The organism is Rhizobium sp. YS-1r (assembly GCF_000757525.1).
Taxonomy (GTDB): Bacteria; Pseudomonadota; Alphaproteobacteria; order Rhizobiales; family Rhizobiaceae; genus Neorhizobium; species Neorhizobium petrolearium.
The window spans coordinates 129303-144925 of the sequence record NZ_JPYQ01000004.1 but is presented as its reverse complement, the minus strand read 5'-3'; the positions used below and the strand labels follow the sequence as shown (position 1 = coordinate 144925).

At 54.2% G+C, this 15623-nt stretch carries 15 protein-coding genes and 2 pseudogenes; 5 read left to right on the top strand and 12 right to left on the bottom strand.

Annotated features, from left to right (window positions below):
- Positions 1 to 260: transposase (locus JL39_RS30830; RefSeq protein WP_244446837.1), on the bottom strand; the 260-nt coding region annotated here is incomplete at its 3' end.
- 67 nt (positions 261 to 327) lie between these two features.
- On the opposite strand from JL39_RS30830, the gene JL39_RS04415 reads away from it, so the two are divergent.
- From JL39_RS04415 to JL39_RS04400, 4 genes and pseudogenes are all read left to right on the top strand, one after another.
- Entirely contained in the window at positions 328 to 774 is a 447-nt protein-coding gene (locus tag JL39_RS04415) for a transposase (protein WP_037146627.1), read from the top strand.
- Positions 771 to 1124, top strand: coding sequence for an IS66 family insertion sequence element accessory protein TnpB (tnpB, locus tag JL39_RS04410; RefSeq protein ID WP_037146625.1), 354 nt, complete (start codon positions 771 to 773; stop codon positions 1122 to 1124). Before JL39_RS04415 ends, tnpB begins: the two co-directional genes overlap by 4 nt.
- Before the next feature lie 63 nt (positions 1125 to 1187).
- On the top strand, positions 1188 to 2858 hold the full coding sequence (locus JL39_RS04405) for an IS66 family transposase (protein WP_037146623.1): 1671 nt from the start codon (positions 1188 to 1190) through the stop codon (positions 2856 to 2858).
- Positions 2859 to 3004: 146 nt separating this feature from the next.
- Positions 3005 to 3226, top strand: a pseudogene (locus tag JL39_RS04400) (integrase core domain-containing protein); the annotation flags it as partial.
- Positions 3227 to 3249: 23 nt separating this feature from the next.
- Here the strand turns inward: JL39_RS04400 and JL39_RS04395 are convergent.
- The 10 genes and pseudogenes from JL39_RS04395 to JL39_RS30810 form a co-directional block, all read right to left on the bottom strand.
- Positions 3250 to 5313 (bottom strand): recombinase family protein, encoded by a 2064-nt coding sequence (locus JL39_RS04395; protein ID WP_037146619.1) that lies wholly within the window; start codon positions 5311 to 5313, stop codon positions 3250 to 3252.
- A complete protein-coding gene (locus tag JL39_RS32065; protein WP_037146617.1) occupies positions 5303 to 5500 on the bottom strand; it encodes a hypothetical protein in 198 nt (65 codons plus the stop codon). The genes JL39_RS04395 and JL39_RS32065 overlap by 11 nt, the downstream gene beginning before the upstream one ends.
- Before the next feature lie 478 nt (positions 5501 to 5978).
- Positions 5979 to 6158 (bottom strand): annotated as a pseudogene (locus JL39_RS30815) (IS3 family transposase); the annotation flags it as partial.
- A gap of 3 nt (positions 6159 to 6161) precedes the next feature.
- Positions 6162 to 7133, bottom strand: coding sequence for a capsular polysaccharide biosynthesis protein (locus tag JL39_RS04385; protein WP_052182668.1), 972 nt, complete (start codon positions 7131 to 7133; stop codon positions 6162 to 6164).
- Between the two features lie 144 nt (positions 7134 to 7277).
- Complete coding sequence (locus JL39_RS04380; RefSeq protein ID WP_161784737.1) at positions 7278 to 8957, bottom strand: hypothetical protein; 1680 nt, start codon at positions 8955 to 8957, stop codon at positions 7278 to 7280.
- Positions 8954 to 9859, bottom strand: coding sequence for a glycosyltransferase family 4 protein (locus JL39_RS04375; protein WP_210165741.1), 906 nt, complete (start codon positions 9857 to 9859; stop codon positions 8954 to 8956). Before JL39_RS04375 ends, JL39_RS04380 begins: the two co-directional genes overlap by 4 nt.
- Before the next feature lie 174 nt (positions 9860 to 10033).
- Positions 10034 to 10735: a hypothetical protein gene (locus tag JL39_RS04370; RefSeq protein WP_152601044.1), complete on the bottom strand. Its 702-nt coding sequence runs from the start codon at positions 10733 to 10735 to the stop codon at positions 10034 to 10036.
- A complete protein-coding gene (locus tag JL39_RS31470) occupies positions 10719 to 11687 on the bottom strand; it encodes a hypothetical protein (protein WP_152601043.1) in 969 nt (322 codons plus the stop codon). Before JL39_RS31470 ends, JL39_RS04370 begins: the two co-directional genes overlap by 17 nt.
- Positions 11680 to 12648, bottom strand: a complete 969-nt coding sequence (locus JL39_RS04360) for a hypothetical protein (protein ID WP_037146608.1) — start codon at positions 12646 to 12648, stop codon at positions 11680 to 11682. Before JL39_RS04360 ends, JL39_RS31470 begins: the two co-directional genes overlap by 8 nt.
- 2 nt (positions 12649 to 12650) lie before the next feature.
- A complete protein-coding gene (locus JL39_RS30810) occupies positions 12651 to 13409 on the bottom strand; it encodes an FkbM family methyltransferase (RefSeq protein ID WP_081952713.1) in 759 nt (252 codons plus the stop codon).
- Between the two features lie 93 nt (positions 13410 to 13502).
- Between JL39_RS30810 and JL39_RS04345 the strand changes: the two genes are divergently transcribed.
- Positions 13503 to 14192, top strand: a complete 690-nt coding sequence (locus JL39_RS04345) for a hypothetical protein (protein WP_037146603.1) — start codon at positions 13503 to 13505, stop codon at positions 14190 to 14192.
- Positions 14193 to 14676: 484 nt separating this feature from the next.
- On the opposite strand, the gene JL39_RS04335 is transcribed toward JL39_RS04345, so the two are convergent.
- Positions 14677 to 15450: an ABC transporter permease gene (locus JL39_RS04335; RefSeq protein ID WP_037146598.1), complete on the bottom strand. Its 774-nt coding sequence runs from the start codon at positions 15448 to 15450 to the stop codon at positions 14677 to 14679.
- Positions 15451 to 15623: the final 173 nt, after the last annotated feature.

Below are 15623 nucleotides of genomic sequence, written 5' to 3'. Positions count from 1 at the left end.
AACTGCTGTCCGGGATTTAGCGGAATTACTGTCCAACTTTTACGAAGCGCGCACTCTTTAACGCCAAATTCGCGACGCCACCGATAAACCAATGACCGATCAAGGTCGTGACGTCGCGCAACATCCATCACTGTCGTTTCGACGCTCAGAGTCTCTGAAACAATCGCCTCTTTGGCAGCATGCGTAAACTTCCGCCGCCGGACTGTCCCAGTCCGAAGCTCAAGCTGATGAATAGACAGTAAGCGCCGTCTGGGCCCCATTGGATTTGTTGTGTTTTGAGGCTTGCTGGGTGTGCGAGAAGGTTTCCAGGGTTATCTGGAGACTTGCATGGCAGAAGATGGATTTGTTGGTCGCTACGAAATCGTCGAGCCGCGCCGCGGAAACCGGCGTTGGCCGGATGACGTTAAGGCTCGGATTGTAGCGGAAAGCTTTCAGCCCGGTGTTCGTGTTGTTGATGTTGCGCGTCGTCATGACGTTATAGCAAACCAACTTTCCAGTTGGCGGCGACAAGCACGAGATGGGGTTCTGGCGCTGCCTTTTGAGGCTATGCCGGGCCTTTCGGAGAACGGTGATGCCGAACCTGCATTTGTGCCTTTGGCGATTGTGGCTGAGCCAAGCGAGGCTGCGAGTGTTTTGGCACCGCCGAAACTGCCAGAGGCGGTATCAGCGGTCTTGACACTGGAGATCGGCCCGGACTTTGTGATGCGGGTTCCCGGTGACGTGCCGGTTGAACGTGTGGCGGCACTGGTGCGAGCCATGCGAGGGACGGCATGATCGTCGCGGGCCAACGACTGCCGATCCTGATTGCGACGCGGCCGGTGGACTTCCGCTGCGGGCATCAGGCGCTGGCTTTGATGGTGCAGACTGAATTGAAGCTCGACCCGCATTCCGGGGTTACGGTGATCTTCCGGTCGAAGCGCGGGGATCGCCTGAAGATCCTGGTGTGGGATGGCACCGGAATGGTGCTGACCTACAAAATTCTTGAACATGGAAACTTTGCCTGGCCGAAGGTCCAGGATGGGACGATGCGTCTTTCCAGGGGGCAATATGAGGCTTTGTTCGAAGGTCTTGACTGGCGACGGGTGATGGCGCGACGGGTGACCGCGCCGTCGGCGGCAGGGTGAATATCCGTCCATCTTTGCATTGTTTTATTTGGCTTTTTCGTGCTGCTTTGCTATAAAGGCGCGATGTCATCGCCCCTTGATCTCAGCCTGTTTCCGGACCTTCCGCCAGAGGTTGTCAAAGCCTTTGCGGCGATGCAGTTCGAGCTGTCGGTGGAGCGCGCTGCACGTCAGCATGAGCAGGCTGTGGTGGCCGAGAAGGACGCGTTCATCACTGAGTTGAAGGAACTGATCGAGAAGCTTGAGGGTCAGGTTCACGACTATCGGCGCACGAAGTTCGGGCCGAAATCGGAAAAGCTCGATCCGGCGCAGATGGAGCTTGCGCTGGAAGACCTCGAGACGGCGATTGCCGAAACACAGGCGCGGATCGCCGCCGTCGAGAAAAAGATCGAAGCCAGCGCAAACAATCCTGGAAAGGTTGGCGATCCGGAAAAGGCCATTGCTCGCAAGGAGCGTAAGGCCCGTGCACTGCCCGAACACCTGCCGCGGGTCGAGCGAGTGATCGAGCCCGAGAGCATCGTTTGTCCCTGCGGTTGCGGCAACATGGTCCGGATCGGTGAGGATCGAACGGAACGGCTCGACCGGGTGCCGGCACGCTACGAGGTGATCGTCACGATCCGCCCGAAATACGCATGCCCCAAGGGTCGAACGGGCGTTGTCCAGGCCGGAGCGCCGGCACACCTCCTGGAAGGAAGCTGGCCGACCGAAGCCCTACTGGCGGAGATTGCCGTTTCCAAGCATTCCGAACATATGCCGCTCAACCGGCAGGCTGAAGTCATGGCGCGACACGGGGTGCCGATAGACCGCACGGTGCTGGCCGATTGGATGGGGCGCACGGGCAGCGAAATCGCACCGGTGGTCGACCACATGGCCAAACGGCTGCTATTGGAAAGCACGCGGCTCTATGTCGACGAGACAACAGCTCCGGTTCTTGATCCGGGGCGCGGCAAGACGAAGACCGGCTATCTATGGGCGATTTTACGCGACGACCGCGGCTGGAATGGCTCTGCGCCGTCAGGTGTGGTGTTCCATTATCGGCCCGGCCGTAAAGGAGAATATGCCGCCGAGATCCTTGATGGCTTCAATGGCACTATCCAAGTCGACGCTTATGGTGGCTATTCGCATTTGGCCACACCAGATCGCACGGGTGGCAAACCACTCAGGTTGGCATTCTGTTGGGCACATGGCCGCCGAAAGCTGATCAAGGCCGCGCCGAAGGCGGGATCGCCCATCGTCGATGAGGCGCTTATTCGCATCGCCGCGCTTTACAAGATCGAAGATAGTATCCGAGGCTCAGATCCCGAACATCGCCGGGTAGTTCGACAGGACCTGTCCCTTCCGCTGGTGGACGCGTTCTTCACCTGGCTCTCGGCTCAGGCTGCGCGTGTCTCACGCAAATCCGATCTCGGCATTGCTCTGGCCTATATGCTGAAACGGCAAGATGGCTTTCGGCTCTTCCTTGATGACGGCCACGTCGATATCGACTCCAACCTGGTGGAGAATGCCATCCGTCGCCCGGCCATGAACCGCCGCAATGCGCTCTTTGCAGGCCATGATGAAGGCGGACGTAATTGGGCCCGGTTTGCAAGCCTGATCGGCACGTGCAAAATGAACGGCGTTGAGCCCTACGCCTATCTGTGCGACCTCTTCACCCGCCTCGCGAACGGCCACCTCGCCAAGGACATCGATGCCCTGATGCCATGGGCCTATGCCGCGCGCATCAGAGCCTCACAATGAGCTCGTCAGATACTATCCGGTGAGCTCACATCCGGCCCTCAGGCAGCACTACCAAGTAGCTGAAACTGAAAAATCAATGGGGCGTAGACGGCGCATACGAATCTGATTGCCGCCCGTCACTCAACCCGTCTCAACAACGTCATCCTTTGATGAGCGACAATGGCAGCGAGTTCACCAGCAATGCTATCCTGCAATGGACGGACCGAGACAAGGTGGATTGGCACTACATCGCGCCGGGTAAGCCGATCCAGAACGCCTTCATCGAAAGCTTCAATGGGCGACTGCGGGATGAGCTCTTGAATGAAACGCTCTTCTCATCACTGACCCATGCTCGATCAGCGCTTTCAAACTGGCGCAGCGATTACAATCCTGTTTCATGACACCCATCTTTCTATGTCATTGAAGGGAATAGGTTTTCCTGATCTGGAGGCGATCCCGCGGGGTGGCGAGGGTTCTTCCGGGCACGATTGAGGATCTGACGTGCTTGTGGGGTCGCGAGTTTGGAACGGCTGAAGATCCATGGGCCATCGGGTAGCGGATGAACCCCCTCAATATCGCCCGCCTCGGCCGCCAGACGCAGCGTCTTTGGCGTTATCCCGAGCAACTTCGCCGCACCGCCCAGATTAAGCCACGGCTCGACCCCGTCGATCTGGGGACGGAAGACCGGAATCTTGCGATATGACCTCAGCGCGGTGACCCGCTCCCGTGTCCAGCGATTGCCATTGCCGGTCGTCAGTCCGTTGCGATTGAGGACACCGGCAATCACATCATCATTGGCGATCAAGACGAGCTGTTTCACAGCGTCGACAATGTCGTCAGGGGTCGCGTTTCTTTGGCCACGGTGTCGCTTCGGCAGGCGCAGTTCGGTGTGGACGCCTCCAACCCAATGAATGACGAGGACGATCTCAGAGGTTCCATCATCGAGATCGGCGACCACTTCATTGATGAGCGTGCGCACGATGCGCTTCTTCAGCCTTGCATCGGTTGTCGGCGCCGTCCAGACGGCGCGAAGGTTTCCCGCAAGTGCGGTTACCTGTGATGCGGACATGGGGAACGGATGCGGCGTAACTGTCCGATGTTTGGCAATCTTGGCCTCGATCTCGCCGACGCGTGCGAGTGTCTTGTTCCAGCGTGCTTCCAGCTCCGACGTTACAAGTCTGTTCTCCGGATCGGCCGCGTCATATTGCCGGAATGCCCGGTCGGCTCCATAGCGTGCTGCCTCGAGGTCGCGAAGCAGGACATCCTGAACCTGATCGCGTTGGCTGGCCATATTGCGTTCCGCCTCGATGGCGGCGGCAATGGCTCCTGGTTCGACCACGCCGAGAAGTGCCTCTTCGATCGCGTCATCGACCCGCAGACCGCCGAAGGCGATGCAACGTGGTTCGCCGTTGTCGAGCAATCCTCGCCAACAGGAATAGCGCGGGATGTTATGGTTGGCTCCCGTGTAACGAACCGTCAGCTTCCGGCCGCACCTTTTGCAGCGGAAAAGGCCGGCAAGCAGAGCGTCGCCATGCTTCGGCGCTCCATGATGGCGACTGGCCGGTACATTGTCGCTGACCATCTTGCGGATCTCCTCCGCCCGTTCCCAACTGACGTAACCTTCATGTGCATCCGGGATCAGCGCCAGCCATTCATCGCGCGCCTTGCGACGAATTCCAGACCGGCCATCGTATCGGGGCACGGAGCGACTCTTACCATAAGCGTAAGCGCCGCCGTAGATCGGGTTCGCAATCATCCGATGGATGGTTGCATAATTTGGCCTGCGCCAAATGACGTCACCGTTGGCGCACCTGACCGGCAGGTCCAGCCCCTGCTCGAGGAACCATAGCAGAGCCTGCCGCGCACTGCCGAGTTCGGCAACCTTGTCGAAGACGAGTGCAATGGCTTCCTGGATGCGTCGGTCGGGATCCTTCTCGATCCTGTCACCGGCCTTCACGAAGCCGGCCGGAACAGTGACCACGAGCTCACCGCGGCGAGCCTTCTCATAGCGGGCGGAAAGGGAACGCTGACGCAAGAGATCGAGTTCATACTCGTTGAGGCTGCCCTTCAAACCCAAGAGCAGGCGGTCGTTGCCCTGGCGGGGCGCATAAACTGCTTCCTGGTCGACCAGGACGGTATCGACAACGCGGCACATCTCGATGAGTTGCTGCCAATCGCGGCTGTTCCGGGCGAAACGCGATACCTCACGCGCGGCCACGGCTCCAACCTTGCCAAGGCAGACTTCCGCCACCATCCGATCAAATCCAGCGCGGGTCACGCCGCCAGCGGCCGAACGACCAAGGTCGTCATCCACCGTCTCTATTTGTGACCATCCAAGCGCTGCCAGACGGTCGCGCATGGCGTACTGGAGGGCGCTGCTCTCTCGATTATGCAGAACCTGGTGAGCCGAGGACTGCCGAACATAGAGAATAGCCTTCCGCTCCAAATGGTGCGGCCCGATCTTCTCATGCATCATGACCGGCCTCCTTCTGCTGAGAGGCGTGGCCGCAGTTTGCGTGATCTACGAACAGTCGCACGATGAGAACCGCCAACGCCTGGCGGATCTCCTCCGGCAACTCCGGCCATTGCGGCATCCCTGCCGTCATCCCCCGCTGCGGGGCCGAAAACAGATCGAACTGGTATGTCATGGACTGGCGAGGCATGGACATCTCTCCGACTCGTTTCGTGAGAGACCAATGCTGCGCCCATTACCGAAGATTGCGATGAGCCATCAGCGTCCTTCAGCAATCTTGCCAAAGTATGCAGGCTTGCGAGATTGACGTGCGGGACCGCCAGGCTGCGCCAACAACCACTCACTGATCTGTCGAACATCCACGACGGGACCTCAAGAAGTCGACCAGAAGAAGAACCAGAAAGGCTGCAGCGGAAAATATGCGTCCCTTTGGACACCGCCTCATGCACGTGAACGAGCCGCCCGGACCAGGGATGCCACGGATACAGAAGCTCGCGAACCTCGGTCCCGTGGGTGTTCTGTCGTCGTGTTGTACAACGAAATCCATCCCCATTCCGCGCTCAAGATGGCTTCCCCTCGGCAGTTCATCAGGGCTAAATCAAACTAGCCGACATGTCCGGTCAAACGGGGTGCACTCCATATGCCGCCTGAACGGCCTCGGCTTGTCGCTTACTATGGTTCCAGCGATGTTCTCGGACGTTGCGCAGGTAAAGGAAGCACAAGCCGAAGCCTCAACTCTTCTTTGCCCGTGTCAGCCCGATGAGGAGATCGGCGATCTGCTCGTTCTCGTCGTTCAGCTTGGCCCTATAACGATAGCAGGTTTCGCTGACTTCGAAGGTGCGGCAGGCGGGTCAGGTGTTATCTCTCATAATCTTGAGAATGGAAATTGCTTCTTCGATCTCGATTCTCTGCTTCGTTACCGGGTCGAGGTATTTCGGGTAGAGGATATATGCTGCGGCAAACACCTGTTCCAGCGTGAGTTTCCGTCCGCGCCTGGAGTTGGGCTGCCGATCATCAGTGATGCCCCAGCCGGAATAGAATGGGCACCCGACGGTCGTCACCGGAATGCCCCTCATCAAGGCTTCAAAGCCTGAAAGAGAGGTTAACGTATAAACGTGATCTATACTTTCGAAGGCATCAGCAAGGCTTATGTCTTCTTCGAGAACAAGAGCAGCACCTCTAACCAGATCTGGATTCGAAAGAGGCTCTGCAGTTCCCTGCAGGACCTCCGGATGAGGCTTGTAGATGATCTGCGCATCCGGGTTTTCCCCTCGAGCAAGCCAAACTAGATCGTTGTTCATTATCTTTCGAATACAGCCGTAGCGAATTGACGCGTCACGCTCTACTTGGCCAATAACGAGAACGCGCTTTCTCGTCTTAGCTCCATAAATGCGTTCAATATCAGCTTTAACACCAGAATTGTACTTGCTCAGCCGAGCAGTGAGTAGGGTATTTATCACTGCTCTAGCTCTGGCAGTTAACTCAGGGTGCGCCTCGAAATCGTAGGTCGAAAGCAATATCTCGAGGTCGCTTGGCGCATTCGCATTGAAGTACATGTCCCGCGTATCGAAGGTTAACGATATCGGCTCGGTATGAAGCGCTCCGAGGGCGACAGACCTAAGGAAGCCGTCCTCGACATACTGAAATTGGATACCGTGTTTCGAGCAAAAGTCCTTTAGGCCAGGGACGCTCTTGTACTGCCAGGCCATGACCCGTGACCGCGTGTCGGCAAGAATCCGCCATCTCCATTCACAGTTGAAGTCGAATTCGCGAACCCGCGTGGGCACGAAGATAATCTCCCTGTCCGGGAACCAATCCGCCATAAAGGTTTTCCATTTGGAGAAGCCAAAGAGAAAAAGAGGAGGGCGGCCCGAGGTATTCGACTTTCTGCGTCGAAGTTGAGATGAGGCTATCCAAAACGGTGATTGCACGGCACCCAGGAGGAGGTTCTTGCCTGAGATCATGGGTTACCTCCTGGGTGGGAACAAGATCGCCCCAACGCCTCGATACCATGGATTTCGGAGCTTTGCGAAGAATTCCGCGGGGTCAGAATCGAAGTCCCGAACGTCCTTCTTGTTGCCTATCCTGGCAACGAATGGTCGAACGATAGGCACCAAAGGGCGCCTATATGGTGCAATATTTTGGTATGCTTTGTCGTCCGTGCTGTCAGGCGGATCTTCGGAGCTCGACATTGTGATGGGCGGGGGCTTGACCATCGACTGAGGTTTCTTAACCGCAACAGATGTAGTCTGCTTGCTGTCTCTACTCAGGGACATCTTTCCGACTTCCACGAACTCGTGTCCAATGATGCGGTCGCGGATAAGTCGCACCCCAGAGCGGTGAATGGATGCTAACTGCACTTGCAGCAGACGGGTGACGAAGTCCACAAACGATTCATACTCGGAGAGCTCGAGACACCACTTTGACCTATCGTCTCGGAGCGCGGCAATAAGATCTCCTACGTTTTGGTAGTCATTGCTGAACCCCTTCGCGGAGTAGAATGGGTGCCCGGCAGTAAAGGGGCGCAACCCCCCATATAGGCAAGCTTCGATTGCTGACTGAGATGTCAGAGTAACAAATGCGTCGCATCTGTTGAGTAGCTTCCTTAAGTTCTCATTCTCGCAGATGTGGATACGGCTTCTCTCCTCAGGCTGCAGATCGTTAAAGTATGTGGTCAGCTCCTCATATGTAAACGGCCTGCCTAGATGGGTTTTGCGACGTTCCCATGGGTGCGTCTTGATAATCACATTGAAGTCAGTAGTCGAAATAATTCCCTCGACGATGCGCTTGTAGTTGGCGATGGCGTTCACATCTTCCAGTTTGCTTTCTAATATCGAAAAATCGTTCTGGACTTGGGCTGAAACTAGGATGCAGGGCGCACTGCCCTTAAAGTCGGGGAGAACAGCCTCGTCCGGTTGGGTGACGTTTTTATTTTGACCATTCAGAAGTTTGTTTAAGGCTATGTTCCGCTCATTTTGCCGCTCAAGAGGGTCAGCCGGGAGAGCCAAGCTATTGAAAACCGTTGAGTAGCGAATGTCGGAGCCGGCCGATATAGGCGTATAGCGCTCTTCAAAGTAAAAATCGTCTCCGGTTTGGAACGACTCCACGACGATTGCCCGTGAATTCGAGGATTTGCAGTGTTCCAGTAGGAGTCTTTGGTATATTTGACTGCCACTAAAGACGACGCAAACTTTTGCGCGGGGATAACGGCGAATTTCAGTTGCATAAATGCTGCACCAGTGCAAGACAGCAGCTAAGTTTAGTCTTAGTAGACTATTATTCTGAGAGTAGAGCTTTGAAAATATTATATCATCGTTATTAGGTATAGGGTTGCGGTACCAACCCTTATCGCGGGTGGTAACGAAAGAGAGAATTTCGGCACGCGCAATCTCAAACGCATTTGTGGATCCGGATCCGATCTTACACGTAAGTTCTCTTAGTCGGGACTCATCGAGCGACCTTAAATGTTCGGCGATGTCCTCGATTTCTGGTACGCCAACGTATTCGCCATACCTATTCCAAAGCGTTCTTCCTTGCTGGAGCGTGGAGTACTTTATGGTCGCAGTGGTGTTTAGGAGATCGAATAGAGACGCGAAATTCCTTGGGTGAAGATGCACGTCATCTGAGAGCAGGACGTGAAAGGTCATTTGGAGCATACCTCACGATATATCCTGTGGTAGCGCATCGAGACCTCCATCCACGAGATTGCGGTATTGCTAAGGTCGTGTGCTCCCTTGTTCAACACCTCGTGAAAGGCAGGGTCGTCTGCCAGCGTGCGAATTTGTTCGGCGTCCACGTCAGGGTTACGTTTCAGTAATATTCCGTTCGTGCCTTGCTTGAGGTAGTCAGGGGCCATCCCCACTGAAGTTGAAATGATCGGCGTGGCTGTCGCAATAGCTTCTGGGATGCATGCAGGGCCGCCTTCATACCAACTTAGTATCAAAAGCGCGTCGATCTCCTGGTAGAACCGCTGGAACAGACGATAGGGGAGGTGTTCGAACACACGCGTTTCGAACCCAAAGTTCAGGAGGAAATGAGCTTCCTGAGTCCGCCCAGGACCGACCAACAAAAATCCAAATTTGTCGGGGGGGAGGCGCTTTGCGATTTCAAACAGCAAAGCTTCGCCCTTTACTCGCCTACCATAGCGTCGAGATGCGAGGCCTAGAATGATCTTTGGTCGGCTGCCACGCTTGATAGGATGCAGAAACCGCGCGTTGTAGCCATGAGGTATGATCTCAAGTCGTTCATACCCTCGCATAGTGAGCCATCTATATTGCTGTGAATTGAGGCAGACGATTCGGCCGGCATCTTTGTAAGGCTGGGAAAATCGTGAGAAATCTAGCCACGGATCGCTTTCCGCTAGGTCATGGTGCACGGTTACGACGCTATTGGCCGGAAGGCGATCCTCGAGTTGAGGTCGGTGAAAATGATAAACATCCGCGTCCGGAAGTGGCGCGATAGTAGTGATATGTGAGATATCATCTCCGCCATTTTCTGCCAAGTAACCGAGGAAGTCGCTAAAAATTCCGCTTTTGAGGTCGCTGGACATCACATGGTTGACGACTAGCCGAGTTTTCCCAGTCTGCACTGTATTGTCCGCTAACATAGAACGCGGTTTCCCACTGAATTCATGGATGTGGTGTGTCTGCGAGCTTCATCTATGGCTCTCAACCAGGGGCATGCCAATGCTTATCTTGAGTTCGGCTCATTTAGTCGGCCGAGGCTACACTGCAACTGCGGAACGTTTTTCAATCCGCAGTTCGCTTTGAAGTACTTCCGAGAGCGTCGCATACCGTAGATAGGGCCGTAGCATTGATTTCTCGCTGCACAAAACTATCTCTCTTCCAGCCGCCTCGAAGCAGCGGGCGGCCTTGATTATGTTAGCCATCTGCACACTCAGGAATGGATCAATGGGCTGTATTTTTCTCTCTGCGTAAAAGCGTGGCATTGAAGAGCGATAAACCAAATCCACACCTAGGAGTGCAAGTCGTGTAATCCCTGCATACCAGGCCACCTGAATCCCGATGGACACCGATGTGCACCAGAAATAGAAACCCGCAGCCAGATCTTCGGAAAAGCCGTTTTTGGCAATTGTCCGAAGATAGATCGTGCGGTGCTTCTCGTTCGCTGCATCAAACGGACGAATGATGTCCCGCACGAGCCTCGTCGATGAAGAATGAACTCTGTTTGACCCGAGTTCGCGAGTTTCTGCGCCAGAGAGAAACCTTGCGTCAGTAGTGCAAAAATAGGCTGGTACAAGGCTAAACTTTTCCTGCAGCAGTGTAGCGCCATTGACGGTGATAACGATCTTGTCTCGTAAATAGGACAAATCTTCATTGGCGATGGACGGGCCACTCGCAATCAAGAAGGCAGTCTGGCCGGCAAACCGCTCCTTGTGATTCCGAATGTCAGCTAAGTCCATCATAAACCTCCACATAACGCCTAATAAGGTTCTGAGGCTGTAGATGCCGCTCTGAATATTCGACAGAAGTCGACTGAACCTCGCGGCGATAATCTTTATCGCGAACCAGTCGCATGAGGTTCTCCCTGACGTTTTTAGGGTTGCTGACGATAAAAGGGGGGGGCGCTCCCGCCCAACCAACCATAGTCCTCAATGACAGAAAATCGGCTCCATTAACAACTGCGTTGCCGGCTTGCAGTCCCTCGATCGAAATCTGATGGAAGCCACCCGTCACAACTTCATCGATCGTAATGTCGGATATGGCTCGGACCTTCTCGATAACATGGGAAGGGGCCGGTTTCACCAGAGCAATAAGTTCCACTGCTGGATCAAGTCGAAGTTCTTCAAGGGCTGCATCTAAGGTCGGTGTGCCCTTTCCATTCCATCGACCGTTCCGAATTTCCATTGGCGCATACAAGATGCGAACTTTCTCGTCGTTGGGACGATCAATCGGGGAGGGAGGTCGTGGTACAATATTCGGAACAGGGATAGCCTCCGGGTAAAACCTGGGATGCGCTTGGGCAACAACTAATATTTTCGAAATAGAGCGCTGCAAATCCCCCCCGCGAGGTACATAGAGCGGCCCTTCTCTCCGTGGAGAGTGCATGTGATAAATGGTGGGGATGTAGGGATGTTTCTCCCTAAGCAAAGTCGCCAGGCCAGGAGAAATCATATTGTGAATGTGAAGAACGTCTGCCTGTTTGAGGCATTCGGAAAGGAGCCTATGCTCAAGGGTATCCTTATCTTCCGGAAGATAGACCGCGCTACCTCGGAAGATGCCTGCTTGCCCGCCCTTATAGTCACTTTCGATGAAGCAGACGGATCTATATCCCGTATGGGCGTTAAGAGTATCCGACAGGCGTATGGGAGCTCCGGCGGCAGGGGTTCTTGATAGGTGAACAATCAGCTTAGGCATAGTACACCTCTACGCGAGCTCCATCTTGGAACGCGCGCTCCAAAAAATAAGCCACACCTTGAGGCGCTCCAAGTCTATCGATTAGGTTCAGATAGCGGTTCCTGGCCTGGTCGGTTGCTGCTATTCGATGAACCTTTGGAGCAAGATCAGCGACAAATTGTCGGAAAGTTTCGCTTACACACGGTGCGGCGTCTTCAGAACATGTAAGCCACAGAACAATATCGGTCCTTGACGTATCGACCGCTTCCATCTCAGGCAACCGTTCCCAGCAATTATAGATTGGAAGGAGAACATTAAACTCTTTCGGATACAGATCGATAACGGCGGCTTCCAGCGTTGGGAATAACGCGTCTGGGGTGGGGGCGACATCTATCCGCCTAGCCGAGTATGCGATGACATCGTCCGCAGGTTCTTTGTATGTGACGATAATATCGGCATTTGCCAACGTATGGATATCCAACTCTTTTGATTGTCCAGGGGTTTCGACCACAATCAGTCTTACGTCCGCGGTTGACTCTCGCATAGCCCAAGGGAGCGAATTATCTGGGTCGACTGCAATTATGCATCCGAACTTTGACATCGTCTGCTTAGTGGCGATGATCATCCGCTCAATGTTCCGAGTGAGGTCGTCGGTGCCTGCCACTGTCAGTGACGACGGCGCATCGTCAACAAGAACCCGATAGAGACGATCTGGGCTGAAGGCGCTCGACTTGCTCTTGATGATAGCCTGGTAAAGGTTATCTTCAGCATCGCTGATTGGCGTACGTCGTTGGATGAGGAGCGTATTTCTCCACCATTCGGACGTCTTGGAATCAAACGAAAGCTTGATGGCGTCGTTCTTCCAAATATTGATAACTGGAACTGCGGGCGGTTTCGGAACCGGAGTAGTCGTACTCGATGTTGTTTTCTTGGGAGGTCGCTTCGAAAATCCGATATTCTTCAGGATTTTTTTGAGCTTCATAGTTAGACCCTAAACATCAGCCGCTTGTCGGTTTCTTTTACGAATACGCAGTCGAGATTGTTCGGAGGGCCACCAGATGAACTCAGTATGTCCATCAGTTGAAAGCCATAATCGGCCATAATCTGAATTAGCTCTGAAAACTTGTAGCCATTTTGGAACATGCGCTTAATGGAGCATTCGGCAATTACGAACTCGACATCTTTCATTATGCCAGAACATCCCTTGAGAACCTCGATTTCAAAGCCCTCAGTATCAATTTTAAGCCCAAAGGGGGGGGCAAACCCGCCCGCGGCAAGGAACTCGTCTAGCCGCACAACGGGGACAGTTCGTGAGGAATCAGCGTGATCTTGCCGTTTGAGGAAAGAGCTATGACCAGTCACCGGCATGACATTGATGGTCATCTTGGTATTTTCACTTCCTGCGCCTGCGGCAAGCGGAACGAACTCGTAGCCCGGGTTTTCTTCCATCGCGACGTCGAGAATTTCGGAAAGAGGTTCAACAAGCACAATTTTCTTGCCTGGAAATGCGTCCCAAAACTCGGGCGTGCCGCGGTTTACACCAACATCAACGAGGGTGTTAGCTTCGAAACCAAGACCACGAATGTACCGAGCTGTGAATTTATGCCTGTAGACCGTGAAGCCGTAATCATTGAGGGCGCCCACGAGTTCTTTGAACGCTGCACCTGCGACACCGCCAGGCCGATGCATAATCTTATCGATTCCATCTTTGATATCGGCAAAATCGTTGGTGGTCGTCTTCATGGCAGCCTCTTTCTATTCCAGCGCGCGCAAATTCGCCGCTGAGGGGTAGCGAGTCAAGGGTCATGCTGCTAATCGATGAGCCGGAGGTGCCGCATGACGACCGAAGCTTCCCCTAACGATTTCGTTCTCGCAAACACATTTGGCGTGGACGCTATGGCATTTTCAGATCCCGACCCTGAGTTCGCTATCATCAACTTCAGCAGCATGAACATCGGCAAATTCGAGCGTTGGTCCTGGTTTTATCAGCGACGCCTGCGGGTACCTTGCCTTTATTTGTTTCTCAGGGATGACGATCAGCACTATTACCTGGGGAAAGAGGGAAAGCTTGCGTCTTCACGGCTAGGCTTGATTAGAAATGAGCTGGAGAAACATCGCATTCCAGAACGGAATACGCTGACAATCGGTTCTTCGATGGGCGGGTATGCATCGGTTTATTTTGCCCATGAACTGGAGTCTCGGGCTGCAATGTCAATCAATCCGCAGGTCGATGTGGAGAGCGCATCGCTGCATAATCTCACAAACTGGGTGAGGAAGATGCGCGAGGTTGGAAACGGTTGGGTTGACCTTCACGACTTCGTTTTGAGTCATGCAGCTCAGCCAACGATCTATCTACGAACGGGCAATTACATTGCGGATCGGGTAGCGGGAGAGAAGTTGCAAGGTGCGTTGATAATCAAGGGGCATCGTGTAATTCGGGAGTACGACGAAATTGAAACCCATGGTTGGGGAAGCCTCTCGTCTGGAAGGTTCTTTGAAATCGTGGAACATCTGGCCTTCGACTAGCTACCCGCGTCGGCTCTTGTTGCGATTGCCGCCAGGCATAGCGCGATTGCAGGAGTGGCTCCCCTCCAATAATGGCCACCTTCGAGTCTAGCGTGGCCTTCGCCGTCTTCCCAACTGACGCCGCCGACGTTGGAAGGGGAAATAATCTGCGCGAGCTGATACGCGTCATGAATGTTTTCGGTGTAGGCTGGCACGCGCCCCGGCACACTAGTTGTTGGGAGCATCCAAACGGTTCTTGTCCTGCCGGAACCATCTGACGACAGCTCGGAACGACTGGTCCAGCCAACCAGTTTGGCAATGTCTGTGTCCAAATTCCTGTCCGGCCCCTGGAGGGCCTGAAGCCTATCAATCAACTTTCTTATCTCTACATTCATTGGACACTCCTAGGCAGGGCAATGTTGATTGGGTTCACCTTGAAGCGGGTCATAGCAAGGTTTCGCTCCGAGCAAGGATAGAAATCGAACATTGTCTGAACCGTTCCAGCTTATCGAGTGTGTCGCCGCGCAACTGGCCAGACGGTGAAGACGAATAGGCCCGAAAAGAGAAAAATCAAAGAAAACCAAAATAGATAGGCAAGGTCCAGCCCATCCAGAACGCTGGCACCATAGATTCCTTGACGAAAGAGAATGACTACCTGCGTAATTGGGTTTGCCAAAAGTATCTCCCTAAAAGGGTGAGGCATCTGTCCCGGCAAAAAGAAGACGCCTGAGAGCATCAACAGAGGCCTAGTTACGATTCCGAAGATTTTTTCGTACAGCGGGAACCGTTCGAAGAGGACGGTGTTGGCTAGTGCGATTCCCGCCGCCAGCATCCACGCGCAAACCGTGGATTCGAGTAGTGGTGCCCAGGCCACGGAATGAGGGTGTTTCTCAAGTAGTCGAGCAGCCCACAGTATGACCATACCGACAACGATCGACGTGAGAGCTTGAAGAACGGCTCTTCCAACGATCGGGTCAATAGGGGAAACACTAGGATATTGCAGCAGGTTCTTGTTGGTGCTGATTGCTGACGAGAGATAGCCTGACATGCCATTGTACATGTTGTAGGCGATAAACCCGGTAGCAAAAAAGAGGGGAAATGTTTCTCCCTCGGGCGGTAGCCTAGCGAATGCTCCGAATAGCACGCTCATCATGGCTACGTATGCGACGGGTTCGAGAAAGGCCCAGATATAACCGCCTGGGCTGCGGCCGTATCGTGTCGCGATCTCACGAATGACGAAGGCTGACACGACGCGCAGGTGCAAAAGCAGATGATCCAAACTTGTGCTCCGTCGTTGTTTCGGTTCCGCTCATAGCCCAAGCAAAGTGGCGCCTTCAAGCCAAATCCAAGTACGAGAATCGGATAGATAATCAACGCGGCACCAATGCGGCGTTATAAGAGATCGACACTTGGCATATTGGGCAACCGCCGACAGACTGCGGCTACCGAATA